15 protein-coding genes are annotated in these 19,639 nt (G+C 44.2%); 5 read left to right on the top strand and 10 right to left on the bottom strand.

Features of this window, described 5'->3' with window-relative positions:
• Positions 1–152 precede the first annotated feature (152 nt).
• Both nadA and A391_RS0101445 read left to right on the top strand, forming a co-directional pair.
• A complete protein-coding gene (gene nadA / locus A391_RS0101450; protein WP_019896848.1) occupies positions 153–1,265 on the top strand; it encodes a quinolinate synthase NadA in 1,113 nt (370 codons plus the stop codon).
• A gap of 33 nt (positions 1,266–1,298) precedes the next feature.
• Positions 1,299–1,727, top strand: a complete 429-nt coding sequence (locus A391_RS0101445) for an HIT family protein (RefSeq protein WP_019896847.1) — start codon at positions 1,299–1,301, stop codon at positions 1,725–1,727.
• 38 nt (positions 1,728–1,765) lie between these two features.
• Here the strand turns inward: A391_RS0101445 and A391_RS0101440 are convergent, their stop codons facing one another.
• From A391_RS0101440 to A391_RS0101415, 6 genes are all read right to left on the bottom strand, one after another.
• Positions 1,766–2,077, bottom strand: coding sequence for a (2Fe-2S) ferredoxin domain-containing protein (locus tag A391_RS0101440; protein ID WP_019896846.1), 312 nt, complete (start codon positions 2,075–2,077; stop codon positions 1,766–1,768).
• A 155-nt stretch (positions 2,078–2,232) separates the two neighbouring features.
• Positions 2,233–3,222, bottom strand: a complete 990-nt coding sequence (locus tag A391_RS0101435) for a TonB family protein (RefSeq protein WP_019896845.1) — start codon at positions 3,220–3,222, stop codon at positions 2,233–2,235.
• 4 nt (positions 3,223–3,226) lie between these two features.
• Complete coding sequence (mpl, locus tag A391_RS0101430) at positions 3,227–4,603, bottom strand: UDP-N-acetylmuramate:L-alanyl-gamma-D-glutamyl-meso-diaminopimelate ligase (RefSeq protein ID WP_019896844.1); 1,377 nt, start codon at positions 4,601–4,603, stop codon at positions 3,227–3,229.
• A 40-nt stretch (positions 4,604–4,643) separates the two neighbouring features.
• Complete coding sequence (metH, locus tag A391_RS0101425; RefSeq protein WP_019896843.1) at positions 4,644–8,435, bottom strand: methionine synthase; 3,792 nt, start codon at positions 8,433–8,435, stop codon at positions 4,644–4,646.
• A 63-nt stretch (positions 8,436–8,498) separates the two neighbouring features.
• Positions 8,499–9,989, bottom strand: coding sequence for a YifB family Mg chelatase-like AAA ATPase (locus tag A391_RS0101420; protein ID WP_019896842.1), 1,491 nt, complete (start codon positions 9,987–9,989; stop codon positions 8,499–8,501).
• A gap of 5 nt (positions 9,990–9,994) precedes the next feature.
• Entirely contained in the window at positions 9,995–10,225 is a 231-nt protein-coding gene (locus tag A391_RS0101415) for an accessory factor UbiK family protein (protein WP_019896841.1), read from the bottom strand.
• Between the two features lie 178 nt (positions 10,226–10,403).
• On the opposite strand from A391_RS0101415, the gene A391_RS0101410 reads away from it, so the two are divergent.
• The 3 genes from A391_RS0101410 to A391_RS0101400 all read left to right on the top strand — a co-directional run bounded on the left by A391_RS0101410 (position 10,404) and on the right by A391_RS0101400 (position 13,250).
• A complete protein-coding gene (locus A391_RS0101410) occupies positions 10,404–11,327 on the top strand; it encodes a TorF family putative porin (RefSeq protein ID WP_019896839.1) in 924 nt (307 codons plus the stop codon).
• A 62-nt stretch (positions 11,328–11,389) separates the two neighbouring features.
• Positions 11,390–11,728 carry a P-II family nitrogen regulator gene (locus tag A391_RS0101405; RefSeq protein WP_015833227.1) on the top strand — a complete coding sequence of 113 codons (339 nt, stop codon included), beginning with the start codon at positions 11,390–11,392 and terminating at the stop codon, positions 11,726–11,728.
• A 10-nt stretch (positions 11,729–11,738) separates the two neighbouring features.
• A complete protein-coding gene (locus A391_RS0101400) occupies positions 11,739–13,250 on the top strand; it encodes an ammonium transporter (protein ID WP_019896838.1) in 1,512 nt (503 codons plus the stop codon).
• A 158-nt stretch (positions 13,251–13,408) separates the two neighbouring features.
• Here the strand turns inward: A391_RS0101400 and A391_RS0101395 are convergent, their stop codons facing one another.
• The 4 genes from A391_RS0101395 to A391_RS0101380 all read right to left on the bottom strand — a co-directional run bounded on the left by A391_RS0101395 (position 13,409) and on the right by A391_RS0101380 (position 19,527).
• Entirely contained in the window at positions 13,409–13,654 is a 246-nt protein-coding gene (locus A391_RS0101395) for a hypothetical protein (RefSeq protein ID WP_019896837.1), read from the bottom strand.
• A 162-nt stretch (positions 13,655–13,816) separates the two neighbouring features.
• A complete protein-coding gene (locus A391_RS0101390; RefSeq protein ID WP_019896836.1) occupies positions 13,817–15,256 on the bottom strand; it encodes a TolC family protein in 1,440 nt (479 codons plus the stop codon).
• On the bottom strand, positions 15,246–18,425 hold the full coding sequence (locus A391_RS0101385) for an efflux RND transporter permease subunit (RefSeq protein WP_019896835.1): 3,180 nt from the start codon (positions 18,423–18,425) through the stop codon (positions 15,246–15,248). Before A391_RS0101385 ends, A391_RS0101390 begins: the two co-directional genes overlap by 11 nt.
• Before the next feature lie 19 nt (positions 18,426–18,444).
• Complete coding sequence (locus A391_RS0101380; protein ID WP_019896834.1) at positions 18,445–19,527, bottom strand: efflux RND transporter periplasmic adaptor subunit; 1,083 nt, start codon at positions 19,525–19,527, stop codon at positions 18,445–18,447.
• Positions 19,528–19,639: the final 112 nt, after the last annotated feature.

The raw sequence follows: 19,639 nt of genomic DNA, 5'->3' as shown, positions 1-19,639 counted from the left end.
CGTCGTTGCGCGGGACTCGCGACCTCGATGTACAAATCGTACTATCTCGGCTGCTGCGTTCCGTGCGCCTTGTGCTTCATCCCGCTCGTCGACTTATTCTATGTTTCCGTTATAAAATATACGCTTTAGCGTGCGCACTTTTAGAAAATACTATGTCTATTGCAACCATACCAGCCGCCCCAATTAAATTTGAAAAATTTCAAGCCGCAGACGATGCGGACTGTCAGCGCCGGATTATTGCCGCCAAAGAGAAATTAGGGAAACGCCTTGTTATTTTAGGGCACCACTACCAACACGAAAGCGTGTATCGCCATGCTGATTTCACTGGTGACTCACTTAAACTCTCTCGCTACACTGAAAACCTAGATGCTGAGTACATTGTATTTCTAGGGGTGCACTTTATGGCCGAGGTTGCCGACATCTTAAGCCGCCCAGAGCAAATCGCGATTTTGCCTGACCTTGCCGCAGGTTGCTCAATGGCGGACATGGCAAACCTTGCTAAAGTTGAACGTAGTTACCGCGAACTGAATAAAGTACTTAATTTTGATGAGCAAATCACGCCGATTACTTACATTAACTCGGCTGCTGACCTTAAAGCGTTTTGCGGTGAGCATGGTGGCATTGTATGTACGAGCACCAACGCACCAAAAATTCTAGAATGGGGATTTGCACAACGTGAAAAAGTGTTGTTCTTCCCTGACCAAAACTTAGGTCGCTGGAGCGGTTACAAAATGGGCATTCCACTAGAACAAATGCCGGTGTGGGACCCTGACCAACCGCTAGGTGGCTTAACTGTAGAGCAAATCAAGAATGCGAAGATTTTGTTGTGGAAAGGTCATTGTGCTGTGCACCAGATGTTCCGCCTCCAAAATATCACTAAATTCCGAGAAGAACATCCTGATGGATTTGTGATTTCGCACCCAGAAGCACCGTTTGAAGTTTGCCAACACTCTGACTATGTGGGCTCTACTGAATATATTTTGAAAACGATTAGTGATGCGCCTGCCAATACAAAATGGCTGGTGGGTACTGAGTTAAACTTAGTGAACCGTCTAGCAGAACAAATGAAACCAGAAGGTAAACTTGTACAGTTTATGAGCCATGTAGTGTGTGAATGCTCTACGATGGCGCGTATTGACCCGCAACACCTAGCATGGGTACTGGAGAATTTGGTGGAAGGTAAGGTAGTGAACCAGATTAAGGTACCAGCGCATGAAGCAAAACTAGCAAAACTCACGTTAGACCGAATGCTAACTGCTTCTTAATCGTCTATTTTTATTAGTTTTAAAAGGGATTAAATGAGTTGCCCATTATGCGAACCCACGCCCCATGAAATATTATGGCTAGATGATTTCTGCCGTGTGGTGTTGCTTAACGATGAAGATTACCCAGCTTATTGTCGTGTAGAGTTACTAGACCATATTAAAGAAATGACTGATTTAGCACCGCAAGACCGCGCGCGCATGATGAAAGTGGTGTTTGCGGTGGAAACTGCATTAAGGGAAGCACTCAACCCTGACAAAATAAATTTAGCCAGCTTAGGTAATAAAACCCCGCATATCCATTGGCATGTGATTCCGCGCTTTGAGCATGACAAACATTTTCCAAACTCGCATTGGGGTGAGGCTATGCGTGAAAGCAACACATCACCGCTTGATGCGAAAATGAAGCAGGTGTTGGCAGAGAATATGAACACACTGATTGAGTGTGCGCTTAATCCAAGTTAAATTAACTTTAATCTAATAAGTTATTATCTATCTGCAGATTAAACCAAGAGTCGCTCAACCACTTTACCATTGACTAAGTGGCTTTCTATAATTTCATCAATATCATCGTTATCCACAAAGGTGTACCAAACGGCTTGAGGATAAACTACCATGACAGGGCCTTCGTTACAGCGATCTAAACAACCAGCACGGTTAATGCGCACTTTACCCACACCGTTCAAGTTGAGCTTTTTCACACGTGACTTCATGTGATCAAAAGCCTGTTCCGCGCCATTGTCCATACAGCAAGCTGCACCGCCTTCGCGCTGATTTAAGCAGAAAAATACGTGATATTGGAAGTGACTAGTCATTAAAAAGTTAACCGTTAATTAGAAAGTTCTGAAATAGTGCAAACGTTATGAATGCTCAAGAAATTATTAAGAGGATGCACATTACTAATATACCTAAGCACAGCAGCTTAAATAACGAGTCTATCGCAAAAGCAATATAAAAAACACGCGCAAAGTTATTCCGTTGCTAGACTATCTTCTTTAGTAAAGGTCCATGTTCTGGTGATGCTCAATACGTCGATTTCTTTTCGCACATCGTCAGGAAACCTAGCATAGGGGGCACCTAACTCAACAATATGTTGAGCAGCCGCATCCAGCACCTTATGCCCAGAGCTACGATTAACTTCTATAGACTCAATACTACCATCGGCCTTAATTGAAACAGTTAGTTGTAGCTGTCCATACAGCTTTAAGTTCTTTGCAGCTTCCGGATAATTAAGATTACCAATCTTCTCTACTTTTTGGCGCCAGGCTTCTACATATAGCGCATAGCGATATTCCTGCGCGCGGCCACCGACAAACTTGCGCTTAGGTCGTTTTTGATACTCATCCTGCTGCTTGGCAATTAACGCTTCTAGACGGTCCATTTCTAGCGCAGCCGCAGTGATGTCCTGTAGATTAATTCTCTTGCTTTGGCTTTCCTGTGGGAGAGTATCTACTTCTGTTGCTTTGGCTTTTTGTACTGGTTGAGATTCAACCGTGTGCTTCGCCTCAAGCTGGGTCATTAATGCTTGTGCTTGTTTTTCTAGCGCAGCTACATTTTTTTGTGCCTGTGTCTCATCTGATGGCTGTTCACTAGCCTTAGCACTTTGCTTAACATTCACCACTGGCTTTAGTGTCACATCTGCTTGCTGCTGTTTTAATGCAGGTAAAGCCGTTTTCATTTGCCGATCTAAATCTGTATTGCCACCGCGATCCAGATTTGCTTGTGCATAGACTTCTGTATTGTCAGGTTTTGCTTTTGTTTTTGTATTAACCAGCACCACTTCTAATACTGGTAACTTATCGCGAAATTTTTTAAGCTCTGGTTCGAAATGGATACTAAGAATCACTAAATGCACGAGTAAAGAAATACTGAGCGCAATCGTCATCACACTCATTGATTTGATTTTTACAATGAGTGAGGTCGATGAATGTAACGCTACTTTTGTAGGTTGCTTTGCCAAATGTCTACACTTCTTTTAAAGCATCGAGTAATTTCTGATGAATACCACCAAAACCACCATTACTCATCACCAATACATGGTCACCAGCGGTTGCTACTTGCTTAATGGCAAGAATTAACTGCGTCAGATCGTCATGTACTTGCGTTTTATTGGCGATTGACGCAAGTGCCGCACCGGCATCCCAACCTAAATTCGCCTGATAACAAAATACCAAGTCAGCTTGTGCCAAGCTAGCAGGTAAGGCATTTTTCATTACGCCTAGCTTCATGGTGTTAGAACGAGGCTCTAATACTGCCAAGATTCGTGCCGCACCTACTTTCGCGCGTAAACCTGCAATAGTAGTTTCAATCGCGGTTGGGTGATGAGCAAAATCATCATACACCACCACACCTCGACTTTCACCACGCACTTCCATGCGGCGCTTCACGTTCTTAAATGCGGTTAAGGCAGCAATACTGACCTCAACAGCAACGCCAGCGTGACGTGCAGCAGCAATGCTTGCCAGTGCATTCATGCGATTGTGCTCGCCTAACAGCCCCCAAGCCACATGTCCTTGCATTTGTCCTTTGTAAACAACATCAAAACTACCGTTGCCTTGTGCATTAACTGCATGCCAGTCGTCATCCGTGCCAAACTTCTCTACAGGTGTCCAGCAACCTTTATCGAGCACTCGTTGCAAACTGGCTTCTTTACCGTTGACAACGACTAAGCCTTGTTGAGGTACTGTTCTGACCAAGTGGTGAAACTGCTTTTCAATCGCATTTAAATCTTCAAAAATATCCGCATGGTCAAACTCAAGATTATTTAGTACCGCAGTACGTGGACGATAATGCACAAACTTGGAACGCTTATCAAAAAAAGCGGTGTCATACTCATCCGCTTCAATCACAAAAAAAGGCGATACGCTGTTTTTATCTTGTACTGGTGTTTGTGGCAGACGTGCGGATGCTGAAAAATTCTCAGGCACTCCGCCAATCAGGAATCCAGGTGCTAAGCCTGCATAGTCCAATATCCACGCCAACATAGAACTTGTTGTAGTTTTGCCATGCGTACCAGCTACTGCTAGCACCCACTTACCCTGCAACACATTCTCTGCCAGCCATTGCGGGCCTGAAATATACGGCAAGCCTTGATTTAAAATCGCTTCCATTAAAGGATTGCCGCGTGACACCACATTACCAATCACATAAATATCTGGGTTAAGCGCTGTTTGCGATGGGTCGAAGCCCTCAATCAACTCCACCCCTTGCGCCTCTAGCTGCGTGCTCATTGGCGGATAAACATTGGCATCACAGCCTGTGACTTTATGGCCAGCAGCCTTAGCCAGCACTGCGATACCGCCCATGAATGTACCGCAAATACCTAATATATGAATATGCATAAGATTTTTATTTGTTTCTAAACCACAAAATTTTGGAAATTTAAGATAGATTCGGTGCTAACCAGCGCTCTAAATAGTCTTTAGTTAACCCTCTACGCTCTGCCATATCCTGTAGTTGATCTGTGCCAATTTTATCCACACTGAAATACTTACTTTCTGGATGTGCAAAATAGAAACCTGACACCGCAGCGCCTGGCGACATGGCAAATGACTCGGTCAATGCCATGCCAATAGTCTCCGCTTGTAGCAACTTAAACATATCTGGTTTAACCGTATGGTCGGGGCAGGCAGGGTAGCCTGGGGCAGGTCGAATACCTTGGTATTGCTCTTTAATGAGCGCTTCTTTACTTAGGCTTTCATTCGGGGCATAGCCCCAGAAGTCAACACGGACGCGCTCATGCATATACTCGGCAAACGCTTCAGCTAACCTGTCTGCCAAGGCTTTAAGCATGATACTGCTGTAGTCGTCATGTGCATCTTCAAAATTCTTCTCATGCTTTTCAATGCCTAAGCCAGCCGTCACTGCGAACAAGCCGATATAGTCTGGGGTACCTTTAGGTGCAATAAAATCCGCTAAACATTGGTTAGGGCGGGCAATGCCATCAATGACAGGTTTTACGGTTTGCTGGCGCATACCGTAATAGGTAAACGCAACCTGCTCACGGGTTTCATCGGTGTAAATCTCAATATCATCATCGTGTACCCTGTTGGCAGGATGCAAAGCAACGACACCGTTAGCTGTCAACCAGCGACCATCGATGATCTTTTTGAGCATAGCTTGCGCCTCGCTGAATACCTTGGTCGCGGCATCGCCAACCACCTCATCTTTTAAGATGGCTGGATAAAAACCTGCCAAATCCCAAGTTTGGAAGAATGGTGTCCAATCGATGTATTGCGCAATGATGCTCAAGTCTGCATTTTTAATTTCGCGACGACCGATGAATTTAGGTTTCACTGGTGCATCTTCGCCTGCAAATGAAAGATCTGCTTTATTGGCACGCGCCTCAGCGATAGTTAACATCGGCGTGCCTTTTTTATTAGCATGCTGCGTACGCGCTTTTTCGTAATCTGCCTGAATCTCAGCCAAATAAGCACCCCGTGTTTCAGGCGTGAGTAAGTTTTGCATTACCGTCACCGAACGTGAAGCATCGGCCACATAAACAATCGGACCATCGTAATGCGGTGCTATTTTTACCGCAGTATGGGCACGTGAAGTAGTAGCACCACCAATTAATAGTGGCATTTGCTGACTTTGGAAATAGGGGTCGCGCTGCATCTCACGCGCAACGTGTGCCATTTCTTCTAATGACGGGGTAATCAAACCAGACAAACCAATAATGTCGGCCTTTTCGGCTTTAGCCATGGCTAATATCTCTGATGCAGGCACCATGACGCCCATATTCACTACTTCAAAGTTATTACATTGCAGCACCACAGAAACGATGTTTTTGCCGATGTCGTGCACATCGCCTTTTACTGTTGCAATTACCATTTTGCCTTTAGGTTTAGCTACAATCCCCGTGCGTGCTTCGTCTGCCGCTTTTTCCGCTTCAATAAACGGAATCAGGTGCGCAACAGCAGATTTCATCACGCGTGCGGATTTCACCACTTGCGGCAAGAACATCTTGCCTTGGCCGAACAAATCACCGACCACGTTCATGCCATCCATGAGTGGGCCTTCAATCACATGAATCGGTCTGCCACCAGCCGCTGCGACTTTTTGCCGTGCTTCTTCGGTATCTTCTACAATAAATTCGGTAATGCCATGCACCATGGCGTGACTCAGGCGCTTCTCAACTGGCACAGGGTTTTCTGGCGTGCCGCGCCACTCTAGCGTCGCCGCTTCTTTTTTACCCCCAGCCACAAGCGTGCTGGCAATCTCAATCATGCGCTCAGTAGCGGCTAGTGGATTATTGGGGTCAACCACACGGTTAAGCACCACGTCTTCCACACGCTCTTTAAGTTCCGCAGGTAAATCGTCATACACACCCATCATACCGGCGTTGACGATACCCATGGTCATGCCAGCCTTGATGGCATGGTATAAAAACACGGTGTGAATCGCTTCACGCGCAGGGTCGTTACCCCTAAAGCTAAAGCTTACATTAGATACACCACCAGAAATCTTGGCGTAAGGCAGATGTTGTTTGATCCAATGTGTCGCGTTGATAAAATCAACGGCGTAGTTGTTATGCTCTTCAATACCAGTCGCAATCGCGAAAATATTCGGGTCGAATATAATATCTTCCGGCGGGAAATCTAGCGCTTTTACCAATAAATCATAAGCGCGCTTGCAAATCTCAATCTTACGCTCAAAGGTATCGGCCTGACCTTTTTCGTCGAACGCCATCACAATAGCGGCGGCGCCGTAGCGCTTGCATAATTTCGCCTGACGAATGAACTCTTCTTCGCCTTCTTTCATGGAAATAGAGTTGACGATTGCTTTACCTTGGACACATTTCAGCCCAGCCTCAATCACTGACCATTTACTGGAATCGATCATAATCGGCACGCGCGCGATATCTGGCTCTGATGCCACCAAGTTCAAAAAGTGAGTCATTGCCTTGATTGCGTCCAACATGCCTTCATCCATGTTGATATCAATCACCTGCGCACCGTTCTCAACCTGCTGACGCGCTACAGTTAGCGCTTCATCATATTGCTCGTTGATAATCAGACGAGCAAAGGCCTTAGAACCCGTCACATTGGTACGCTCGCCCACATTCACAAATAGCGAGTCATCATCAATCACAAATGGCTCTAAGCCAGACAATTTCAAGGTGCGCGGCAGTACTGGAAGCTGACGTGGCGGTAAGTCTTTGACTTCGTTGTAAATCGCATTGATATGCGCTGGCGTGGTTCCGCAACAGCCGCCTGCAATGTTCAAGAAATTACTCAACGCAAACTCTTTTACTAAACTTGAGGTCACTTCTGGCGTTTCATCAAAGCCAGTGTCTGACATCGGGTTGGGCAAGCCAGCATTGGGGTAGATACACACAAAAGTATCTGCAATCGATGACAACTCTTCTACATAAGGACGCATTAAAGTAGCGCCTAGTGCACAATTCAAACCAATGGTGAGCGGTTTAGCATGGCGCACAGAATGCCAAAATGCCGTGACTGTTTGGCCAGATAAAATACGTCCAGAGGCATCGGTTACCGTGCCTGAAATCATGAGGGGCAGGGTATAGCCCACCTCTTCAAAAAATGCATCAATTGCGAATAATGCGGCTTTACAGTTAAGCGTATCAAAGATAGTTTCTACCATTAAGATATCTGCACCGCCTTCAACCAATGCTCGCGTTTGCTCTAAGTAAGCATTCACCAACTGATCAAAATTCACATTACGTGCAGCTGGGTCATTTACATCAGGCGAGATAGAGGCAGTTTTTGGTGTAGGGCCCAATGCACCTGCTACAAAACGCGGTTTCTCTGGTGTACTGTATTTAGCGCAAGCAGCCTTCGCTAACTTTGCTGCCTCTACGTTCATTTCATACACCAGATGCGCCATATGGTAGTCATCTTGCGCAACAGCCGTGGCTCCAAACGTGTTGGTTTCAATGATATCTGCACCAGCTGCTAGGTATTTTTCGTGAATCTCTTGAATAATCGCAGGTTGAGTTAAAGTCAATAATTCGTTATTACCTTTGACAAACAACTCCCGTTCACCTACTGGCGCTTTAAAGTCAGTAAATCGCTCGCCACGATAGTCTGCTTCGGTCAGCTTATATTGCTGGATCATCGTCCCCATCGCACCATCTAGAATGAGGATGCGCTGCGCTAACAAAGTGCGTAATTTGGTTTCTATCGGAGATATCGTTAAATGAGCCATGAAAATCAGTCGTTAAAATTTTCTCAATTTTATCATGCAAGTATCTACTTGCCGTATCTAGTTCTACACGTCACCACGTCTATATTGCACAGCCTCTGCAATGTGTACGGGTTTAATATCCGCATCACCTGCCAAATCGGCAATACTACGCGCCACTTTTAAGATGCGATGATAGGCACGCGCTGATAGATTTAGACGCGATATCGCTGTTTTGAGCAAGGATAATCCGGCCTCATCAGGCTGACAGTGTTGATCTATTTCTGCGCTACCTAGCGCAAAATTCGCTTTACCCTGCCGCTGCAGCTGTACATCACGTGCTTTTTCCACCCTGCTACGAATAACCTCACTCGCTTCCGCATCGGCAGCTTTAGTAAGCTCGTCTTCTTTTAATGCTGCTACTTCTATATGTAAATCGATGCGGTCTAACAACGGGCCTGAGATTTTGCCTTTATAACGCGAAACCTGATCTGGCGTACAACGACACTTATTGTTGAAATGCCCTAAATACCCACAAGGGCAAGGATTCATCGCAGCAATTAACTGAAACTGTGCAGGAAAATCAGCCTGACGTGCTGCACGCGAAATGGTGATATGACCGCTCTCCAAAGGCTCACGTAACACCTCCAACACTTTGCGGTCAAACTCTGGCAGCTCATCTAAAAATAAAACGCCGCGATGCGCTAGTGAAATTTCACCTGGGCGCGGAATGCCTCCTCCACCGACCAAAGCTACTCCAGAAGCAGTATGATGTGGTGACCGAAATGGACGACGCTTCCAATGCTCAATTTTATAATGGCCATTTAACGACTGTAGTGCGGCCGACTCCAAAGCTTCATCCTCTGCCATGCTAGGCAATATACCAACAAAGCGGCTTGCCAACATACTTTTACCTGTACCTGGCGGGCCGCTCATAATCACACTATGGCCACCAGCAGCTGCAATTTCCAAAGCACGCTTTGGCCCAGACTGTCCCTTAACTTCGCTAAAATCAGGATAAATAATAGGCTGTGCTTGTCGCTGGGCATCTAGCTGCACTAATAAAGTGCGCCCGGTTAAATGTGCGCACACTTCTAGCAAACTTTTTGCTGGATAAATGATGGCATCATTCACTAATGCAGCTTCGACCGCACTTTCGGTAGGCAAAATAAAAGCGCGCCCACTTTGATAAGACTTATAAGTCATTGCCAATGCACCACGAACTGGGCGCAACTCGCCTGTCAGGGCCAACTCACCAGCAAACTCATATTGAGATAAAGATGAAACAGGAATCTGACCACTGGCGGCAAGAATACCCAATGCGATGGGTAAATCATAGCGCCCACTCTCCTTAGGTAAATCTGCTGGTGCTAAATTGACAGTAATACGTCGTGCGGGAAATTCAAACTGAGCGGTTTGCAAAGCTGCGCGCACACGGTCTTTACTCTCTTTAACTTCAGCTTCAGGCAAACCGACTATGGTAAAGCTAGGTAAGCCGTTTGCAAGATGCACTTCCACTACAACCTGCGGTGCATCCATGCCTGTCAGCGCACGACTATACAATACAGCCAAACTCATAAGGCTTACTGTCCTTCCAATTCAGCCAAGCGAGCTTCTAATAAATCAAGTTTTTCACGCGTGTGACGTAGCACCTCCGCTTGCACCTCAAACTCCTCTCGCGTCACAAGCTCCATTTTGGTGAATGCGCTCTTTAATAGTGCATTTACGTTTTTCTCTACATCCGCCAAAGGAGATGATGCTACTACCTCTTTGATTTTATTGGATATTTCATTAATTTTATGGGTATCTAGCATGATAAACTCCTAGTTAATTAAGCCTAGTTTATCAGATTATTTACCAGCGTTACATAAACACAATAATCAGACAATTTAATATCTTGTTGATTTTAAACGTTTTTATTGTTGGCACGCCACTTGCTTTAACAAAATCGTGTATTTTTTAGATAACACTTTTTTATTTGGAGTTAATAGCATGCGTAAATCATTACTATCACTGGCAGTTCTGAGTGCTCTCGTAGCACCATCTTTCGCTTCAGCTGCAGAAGAAGCTGCAGAAGCTGCAGTAACTAAAGAGGCAGAGCCTACTTGGACATTATCATCTAACATTGGCTTAGTATCTGACTACTACGTTCGTGGTGTTTCACAATCATGGCACAAACCAGCATTACAAGGCGGTGTTGACCTAACTCACTCAAGCGGTTTTTATACTGGCATTTGGGGTTCAAGCATCTCTCCTAACACTTTCCCGGATGCATCACTAGAGATTGATGCATACGCTGGTTATAATGGTTCAATTTCAGCAATTGAAGGCTTAGGTTACACTGTTGGTGCGATTGGTTATTTTTACCCAAATGGTACTTGGAAAAAATATAGTTACCAAAATGTTCCTAACCAAACACCAAAAGGTGGTCGTTGGAACACTTATGAAGCTAACTTTGGCTTATCATACAAATGGTTAAGTGCTAAAGCATCTGTAACATTAGGCGACTGGTTCGGCGCAGAGAAAAGCACTGGTTGGGATGGTAGCACCAGCGGTACAACATATCTTGAGATGAACGCAGCATATCCATTACCATGGTGGGACCTAACTTTAGTGGGTCACGTTGGCCATTTAAACGTTGCTGGCAAACTTGATTTAACTGTTTCTAGCAGCGCAAACACTGCTAATGAAGACAATCCTGACTACACAGACTACAAGGTAGGCTTAAGCAAATCATTCAGTGTACTTAAATCTGAAGGCTGGAATGCTGGCGTATATTACGTAGGTGCTACAAACGGGGGAAACAAAGGCTACTGGGGTAAAAATGGCTTTGGTGGTGCAAGTTTCAACGGCAACTTCGAAACTAGAGATTTAACAAAAGATCGCCTAGTTGTAACCTTAGGTCGCTCATTCTAATTAAATCTAAAGAAATGACGGACCAAAACCCGTCATTGTTAATATCAATCTAGGAGACATTCATGAAATTTGTATCCGCAATTATCAAGCCTTTTAAGCTTGACGAAGTGCGCGAGGCGCTTTCAATCATCGGAGTACAGGGTATCACTGTCACCGAAGTAAAAGGGTTTGGGCGCCAAAAGGGTCACACCGAGCTATATCGTGGCGCTGAGTACGTGGTAGACTTTTTACCTAAAGTTAAATTAGAAGTAGCGATTAAAGATGAATTACTAGACCAAGTAGTAGATGCGATTGAAAAATCAGCAGCGACTGGCAAGATTGGTGATGGTAAGATTTTTATCTTCAATCTAGAAGAAGTCTACCGTATTCGCACCGGTGAAACCGGCGTAGAAGCGCTATAAGGGGATCATGATGAAGAAATTACTCTCGATGTTTGCTTTAGTTACCATGCTAGGTTTTGGCTTTACAGGTAACACATTAGCAGAAGATGCTGCGCCAGCAGCTGAAACTGTAACAACAACTGAAGTGGCTCCAGTTGCTGAGGCTGTCGCTCCTGTAGCAGAAGTTGCACCGGCTGCAACAGAGGCAGCTCCTGCAGAGGCCGCGCCAACGCCAGTACCAAACAAGGGTGACACAGCGTGGATGTTAATCGCAACCGTGCTGGTCACTCTAATGGTCATCCCTGGCTTGGCATTGTTCTATGGTGGCTTAGTTCGTCAAAAGAATATGTTGTCCGTATTGATGCAAGTATTCATGATTTTCTCACTCATGGCAGTATTGTGGGCGATTTATGGTTACAGCATTGCTTTTACAGGCGGCAGCCCATTCTTTGGCGGTTTAGGTAAAGCTTTCCTTGCTGGCGTTACTCCTGAATCATTAGGTGCAACCTTCAGCAAAGGTGTTTATATTCCTGAACTAGTCTTTGTTGCGTTCCAATTAACGTTTGCAGCCATCACACCGGCACTCATCATTGGTGCATTTGCTGAGCGTATGAAGTTCTCTGCAATCTTAGCATTTATGGTGTTGTGGTTCACATTTGCTTACTTGCCACTAGCACACATGGTTTGGTACTGGGATGGTCCAGATGCAATTACTGATGCAGCTTCTCTTGAAACTGTCGTAGCGAACGCAGGTTGGTTATGGGCTAAAGGTGCACTAGACTTTGCAGGCGGTACCGTTGTACATATCAATGCTGGTGTTGCTGGTTTAGTTGGTGCAATCATGGTTGGTAAACGTATCGGTTACGGTAAAGAAGCAATGACTCCTCATAGCTTAACTTTAACCATGGTTGGTGCAGCATTACTATGGGTGGGCTGGTTTGGTTTCAACGCTGGTTCTAACCTTGAAGCTAACGGTTACGCAGCGCTTGCTTTAGTAAACACAATCATTGCAACTGGTGCAGCAACATTGTCTTGGACATTCTCTGAGTGGTTACTAAAAAGCAAACCATCAATGTTAGGTGCAGTGTCTGGTGCTGTAGCAGGTTTAGTAGCAATTACTCCAGCTTGTGGCTTCGTAGGTCCAATGGGTGCAATCGTGATCGGCTTGTTAGTATCACCAATCTGTTACTTCATGGTGGCGAAAGTGAAATACTTACTAGGTTACGATGATGCATTAGATGTTTTCGGTATCCACGCAATTGGCGGTATCTTCGGTGCATTAGCGACTGGCGTGTTTGTTAACCCAGCACTAGGTGGCGCAGGTGTAGTTGATTATGTAGCAAACGGCGTAGCAGCTTACGACTTTGGTGCACAAATGACTGCTCAACTTTATGCAGTAGGTACTGCAATCTTGTTATCAGCAGTGGTTTCATTCATTGCCTTCAAGATTGTAGATGTGTTAATCGGTTTACGTGTAAGCGAAGAATCTGAACGTGAAGGTTTAGATACAAGCCAACACGGTGAACGTGCATATCACAACTAGTTCTAAACACTAGTAAATCAAAGGGGCGCTTCTAGCGCCCCTTTTTTCATGTCTATTGATTGATACTGATTATTAAATTTTCTATATCCATTCAATATCATATAGATTTTGCGAAAGTAATAAAAACTGGCTTCTACATAATCTATGCTAGTGAGTGACTATTTATTGTTTGTATCCATGTACGGCCTTTTACCCAAAAATTGGGTTTTTAACACATCATGCTGATGTAATTTCCCTTCCAAAACACGCTTTGTAGCTACCTTACATTCATCAATAGCTTTCACTGCTGATGGTTGAGGTTGTAATTTCTGAGTAGCAGCTGCATCGTATTCAACGTTGCTTTCATTCGCATTTACGTTAGCCGTGATGAAAATGCTAAAAATAAATAATTTGAACAATTTCATTAGTACTCCAAATATTTTATAAAAATAATCATGGCCTAGAAATCTAGGCGTCTCTTTAAAGCTTTAGCAATTGCGATAAGGAATGTAACACTTGGGTGAATGGCGATTTTGTGATTCGTTAGGACATTATTACTAACGAATCACATAAAGCACTAGCCCAGCTTACTTCCACCCACCACCAAGTGCTCTATATAGACCGACCATTGCGACTATCTGCTTCTGCTTAGTCTCTATTAGTTCACTTTTTGCTTCTAAAGCTTCTCGTTGCGTTAGCAGCACTTCCAAATAGTCTGCTCTTGCGGATTTAAACAACTGGTTAGCTACATCAACAGATTCAGCTAAAGCCTCAACCTGCGTACTTTTAAGTTGATAGTTCTTTTCTAAGTTATCAATACTTGAAAGCTGATTAGACACCTCACCATAAGCGTTGATAATGGTTTGCTCATAATCGTAAGCCGCTTGAATTTGCATTGCATTTGCATTTTTATACACGGCAGTAATCGCATTACGATTAATCAGCGGCGCCATTGCATCACCAGCAATTGAGAACATTAAAGATTCAGGCGTGTTGAGCAAATATTTTGGGTTAAATGCCTGAAACCCTAACCCAGCCCGTATTGCAAATGAAGGGTAGAAATTTGCTTTCGCCACCGCAATATTTAAATCTGCCGCAGCGAGCTCTAACTCTGCTTTTCTGATATCTGGCCGATGTTGCAGCAACTGAGAGGGCACGCCAGCCTGAATAATCTTAGGCTTTTTAGCCATAAAGCCTGATGAGGCCCTTTGGATAGATTGCGGCGTTCTGCCTAGCAAAAAGTTAATGCGGTTTTCTAACTCAACCATTTGCTGCTTAATCACATATTGCTTGCTCTGGTTTTTCTTAACTTCTGCCTCAAAACGCTTCACAGCCAAAGAGGTGGCTCTCGCGTACTCCTTAAGCTGCTTGGTGACTTCCAACGCGTTTTGCTGAATTTGAATATTTTGTTCCAAATTCTCTAGCTGGTTATCTAAGGCAATGAGTTCATAGTAAGCATTGGCAATTTCTGCCACTAGGTTCGTGACTAAGAAGTTTTTGCCTTCGATAGAAGCCATGTACTCCATGGTGGCGACTTTGGTTGCATTTCTTAACTTCTTCCAAACATCCAACTCCCACGATGAGTAAAGCCCAAACTGATAGTTGCCTAAATACTCTGGAAATGACTTACCTTCTTTAATTTCCAGATTTTCCTCTACGGCACCATTGCGGGTATAGCGCCCGACTTTTTCAACCTCAGCACCTGCGCCGAAATTAACAAAAGGCTGGTACTCACCCTTACGCGCCTGAATCTCATTGGATGCGATACTGATACGTTGAATTAAAATATTCACTTCTTTATTGTTACCAATCGCCGTATCAATCAAGGCTGGTAGATACGGATCTTCAAAGAACTCCTTCCAGTTAACGTCGGCAGTATTCTCTGCCTCCTGAGCACGATTATTGAAGTGATCAGGCAGTTGAGTGTCTGCCTTTTTCGTGGTTAACAACGGGATAGAGCAAGCCTGCATCATCAGTGCTAACGCACCGATGACTGCCAAGCGAATGTAGCTGTGTTTATTCATCATTATCATCTCTATTGTAGTGATACAACTCGGTTAAAGGCTCAAAGTCTTCATTTTTAATCAATGACTTACCCTCTTCCATTTTTGCAAATATGTAGTAAAGTCCAGGGATTAGAATCACACCAAATACCGTGCCAAATAGCATCCCTCCTAACGCAGAGGTACCGATGGTGCGGTTGCCAACTGCACCTGCACCAGTTGCAACCACCAGCGGAATCAACCCAGCAATAAATGCAAACGATGTCATTAAAATAGGGCGGAAACGTGCTTTCGCACCTTCTATCGCCGCCGCAGCTACCGACATCCCTTGCTCGTGTTTTTGTACGGCAAATTCCACAATTAATACTGCATTCTTGCCTAACAAACCAACCAGCATGACCAGCCCAAGTTGCGCATAAATATCATTGGCTAGACCTAAGGTTTTGAGTAATAGAAATGTGCCAAAAATACCAGCAGGCAATGACAGAATCACGGCAAGTGGCAACAGGAAGCTTTCGTACTGTGCCGCTAACACCATGTAAACAAACACCAGCACCACGGCAAAAATAATCACGGCTTCATTGCCTCGTTTGGCTTCATCAAAAGACAAACCCTCCCAGCCAATGTCATATCCATGCGGCAGCGTTGCTGTTGCTACTTCCTGCACAGCTTTTATTGCATCGTCAGTGGTATAGCCTTTAGCAGGGGTGGCACGAATCGTTGCTGAGTTATATAAGTTGTACCGAGTAATCTCATTCGGACCCTGCTGCTTCTTAAGCTTCATAAAAGACGAATACGGCACCATTTCACCATCATCGTTTTTAACGTAGTAATTCAAAATATCACTTGGATATCGACGGAACTCAGGGCTGGCCTGTGTATACACTTTAAAGAAGTTATTGAAGCGGATGAAACCCTGCTCATAAGTACTACCAATCAAAATATTGAGATTTTCCATCGCATTACCAATCGATACCCCTTTTTGCATGGCAGCCTTATTATCGATTTCTAGCTCATATTGTGGGTAATTGGCAGCATAAAAAGTAAACAAACCTGTTAACTCTTTTCGCTTACCTAAAGCAGCCATGAACTCCTGATTAATTTTGTCAAACTCATAGTAACCAGTGCTATCAGTTTTATCCAATAAACGTAAAGCCAGACCAGAAGCCGCACCATACCCAGGCACAGCAGGTGGCTCAAAGAACTCAACTACAGCGCCGAAGTTCTTGGTCTTTTCTTCCAGCTCTTCAATGATTTCATGCACAGATTTATCGCGGTCAGACCAGTCTTTAAGGTTAATCAGACATGTACCTGCATTGGAGCCACGGCCTTCAGTCAAAATCTCGTAGCCAGCTAATGAAGAAACCGAGGCAATCCCCTCAATTTTCTCGGCCTCTTTTTGCAGTTCACGTGCTACTTTATTGGTAGCCTCTAGCGTACTGCCTGGTGGCGTTTGAATAATGGCGTAAATCTGGCCTTGGTCTTCACCAGGGATAAAGCCTGCTGGTAAGGTTTTGTTAATGTAAAAAGTACCAAACGCAAACCCAGCCAATACCAGAATAGTCACTGCTCGCAACGTAACCACTTTGTTTAATAAGTTGGTGTAGCGCCCTGTTAGCCGCTCAAACCAACGATTAAACATATCGATGAAGTAACCTATCGGTGTTTTTCTTTTAGGATGTCCATGATGGTTTTTCAATAACATGGCACAAAGTACTGGTGTCAAAGAAAGCGCCACTACGCCAGAAATCACAATCGAGGACGCCATGGTAATAGAAAACTGCCTATAGAAAACACCGACAGGGCCTGTCATAAAGGCAACTGGTACAAACACTGCCGTCATCACCAACGTAATGGCCACAATCGCACCACCTATTTCCCCTAGTACTTTTTGAGTCGCTTTGTAAGGCGTAATATCTGCGTCTTCCTCCATTTTGGCGTGCACCGCCTCTACTACCACAATCGCATTGTCGACCACGATGCCAATCGCCAAGACCAATGCAAATAGGGTAATGAGATTAATCGTAATGCCAAACATCTGCATACAAAAGAAAGTACCAATTAACGATACTGGCACAGCCAATATGGGAATCAGCGTAGAGCGCCAATCACCAAGAAAGATAAACACCACTAATGCCACCAACAAAAATGCTTCAACCAAGGTATGCAACACCTTTTCAATCGAGGCATCTAAGAATTTAGAAACATCGTAGTCAATTTCATATTCCATGCCTGCTGGAAACGAACCCTCCAACTCTTTCATCTTCTCCTTAACTTGGTCAATCACCTCACTCGCATTGCTGCCATAGTTCTGTTTCAAAATAATCGCAGAAGACGGGTAACCATCTTTGTTGGAATAAATATCAAAAAACTCACTGCCTAGCTCTATTTTTGCTAAGTCTTTCAACTTCAGTATTTCACCTTCAGAATCAGCGCGGATGATGATGTCACCATACTCCTCAGGCTTGTTATAGCGTCCCTTGTATACCAACACATACTCTTTAGACTGTGCAGCAATGCCAGAGCTCTGCCCCAATCGGCCAGGGCGGCCAATAATACTTTGCTCGCCAATCGCCTTCATCACCTCATCAATCGAAACCTTGTAAGCCCGCATTCTGTCTGGGTTAAGCCAAATACGCATCGCATACTGGCGGCTACCTAAAATCTTTGCACTGGCAATACCGTTAACGCGCTGAATCTCAGGAATCACATTGACGTTGGCATAGTTAAATAAAAACTTCTCATCAGCATTTTTATCTTTACTGAACAAGTTGATATACATCAGCATACTAGGCTGTACGCGCTCAACCACAACGCCCTCAAGCTGTACTAGTTCTGGTAGCCGACTCATGACCTGATCTAAACGCGTTTTCACGTTAATCATGGCCTGATTCGGGTCGGTGCCCAGCGCAAAAATCACTTGTATTGTGGCTTCACCCGCACTGGTCGCATCTGAAATAATATATTTCATGCCTGGCACACCATTAATCGCACGTTCAATGGTGATAAGAGAGGATTGCACCAGCACATCCGCACTAGCACCAGGAAATGCTAAAGAAACAATCACCCGCGGTGGTGCAATATCAGGAAACTGAGAAGTTGGCAGTGTTCTAATGGATAAAAATCCCAAGAACACAATCATCAGCGACAGCACGATGGCCATCACTGGTCTTTTTATAAAAATATTAAGCATTTTTCAATCTCTTCTTTCACTATTCAGCATGAAGTTCTAATTGAGAAAGCACTTGCTCTGGCTGCTTAAAATCAATTTCAATTTTTTGACCGTTATGTACTTTGCGTAAACCCTCCAACAGGACTTTGTCATCTTCTTTTAAGCCGCTCTTCACAATAAACACATGTGGCAACTCAGCAGCAATCGTAATCAGCCTTTGCTCCAACTTATTGTCTTTGTTCACAACGTACACATAAGTCTTGTCGAGTATTTCGAAAGTAGCTTTCTGCGGAATGATTAAGGCATTTTTATAAGGGATATCGATTAAAATATTCCCAGTCTCACCATGCCTAAGCAGTTGATTCGGGTTTGGGAAAACCGCTCTGAATTCAATATTGCCAGTTTTATTATCAAAATCCGCTTCTATGGTTTCAATCACACCCGCTTGGTCAAATACTTCCCCATTCGCCATTTTTAACTTCACCTTGACTGGAGATTGATCATTCTTACTGGTCTTGTAGTCTAAGTATTCAGACTCAGGCACATTGAAATACACCCACATCTTGCTGATGTCAGAAAGCGTTGTTAACAAATCACCCTCATCTACTAAGCTACCGTTTCTCACATTAAAATGGTCCATAATGCCGCTGAAAGGCGCGTTGATATCGGTAAAATTTAGGTGGGTTTGTGCAAGTTTGACCTCAGCCTCAGCCTTGTCGAGCTTTGCTTTTGCCAGTGACAACTCATTGGGTGAAACAATATTTTTATCACTCAAGGCTTTAGTGTTTTGGTATTCAATACGCACCATCTCTGCTTCAGCTTTAGATTTCTGCAAATCGACTTGATACAAATTCGGCATGATTTTGAACATGCGCTGACCCTTGGTCACCATCTGCCCTTCATCCACAAAAATGTCTTGTAAGTACCCACGTTCAAAGGCTCTTAATTCAATATGCCTAAATGCATGAATCTGACTGACATGCTCTCTGGTAATCGAAGTATGTTTACGAAACGGGTGTGTCACCTCAAGTTTTAGCGCTTCTTCTTTCGATTCTTCTGAGTGATGGCAGCCGCTACCCAAAAGCGCGACTAGGCCCAAAACAACAAATAATTTATTGATCATATAATTTCTAATTTATAAAATTTAAGAATATGAAGCTCGACTATGCTGATGCAGAGCTTCAGTAGCAGGCTAAATCGCTGAAATAACATCGAGATTAAATCTGCTAATGGAT

The organism is Methylotenera mobilis 13, assembly GCF_000384255.1.
Taxonomy (GTDB): Bacteria; Pseudomonadota; Gammaproteobacteria; order Burkholderiales; family Methylophilaceae; genus Methylotenera; species Methylotenera mobilis_B.
This window is presented reverse-complemented; position numbering and strand designations above follow the sequence as displayed.